General features: G+C 26.8%; 1 protein-coding gene. It reads right to left on the bottom strand.

The features are described 5' to 3' along the window. Positions 1-38 precede the first annotated feature (38 nt). A partial coding sequence (locus ACEWL1_RS12155; protein ID WP_409233567.1) for a pyruvate kinase alpha/beta domain-containing protein occupies positions 39-261 on the bottom strand: 223 nt, incomplete at its 5' end.

The following is a 261-nucleotide window of genomic DNA, read 5'->3' as shown; positions in this document are numbered from 1 at the left end:
TGATGCTGTAATTACACTACAAAAACTAAAATTATAACTTATTTTATTTGAGAAACACGCAGCGTATTTTCCATCCCTTTTGCCTCAACCGGCATAGAGGTCAAATTAACTACATAGTCGTTTGTATTTAAAAAACCATTTTTCTTTTCAAATCTTTTGAAATCAACAACTGTATCAAATGTAAACACAATTATATAATAAAATAAAGATTTAACGCCCCAAATCAAACTCAATTTTTCAAAAATTATTTTTTCTGATGAA

Source organism: Polaribacter gochangensis, from assembly GCF_046224025.1.
GTDB classification, from domain to species: domain Bacteria; phylum Bacteroidota; class Bacteroidia; order Flavobacteriales; family Flavobacteriaceae; genus Polaribacter; species Polaribacter gochangensis.
The sequence above is the reverse complement of the archived record's forward strand: the minus strand, read 5'-3'. Positions and strand labels throughout refer to the sequence as shown.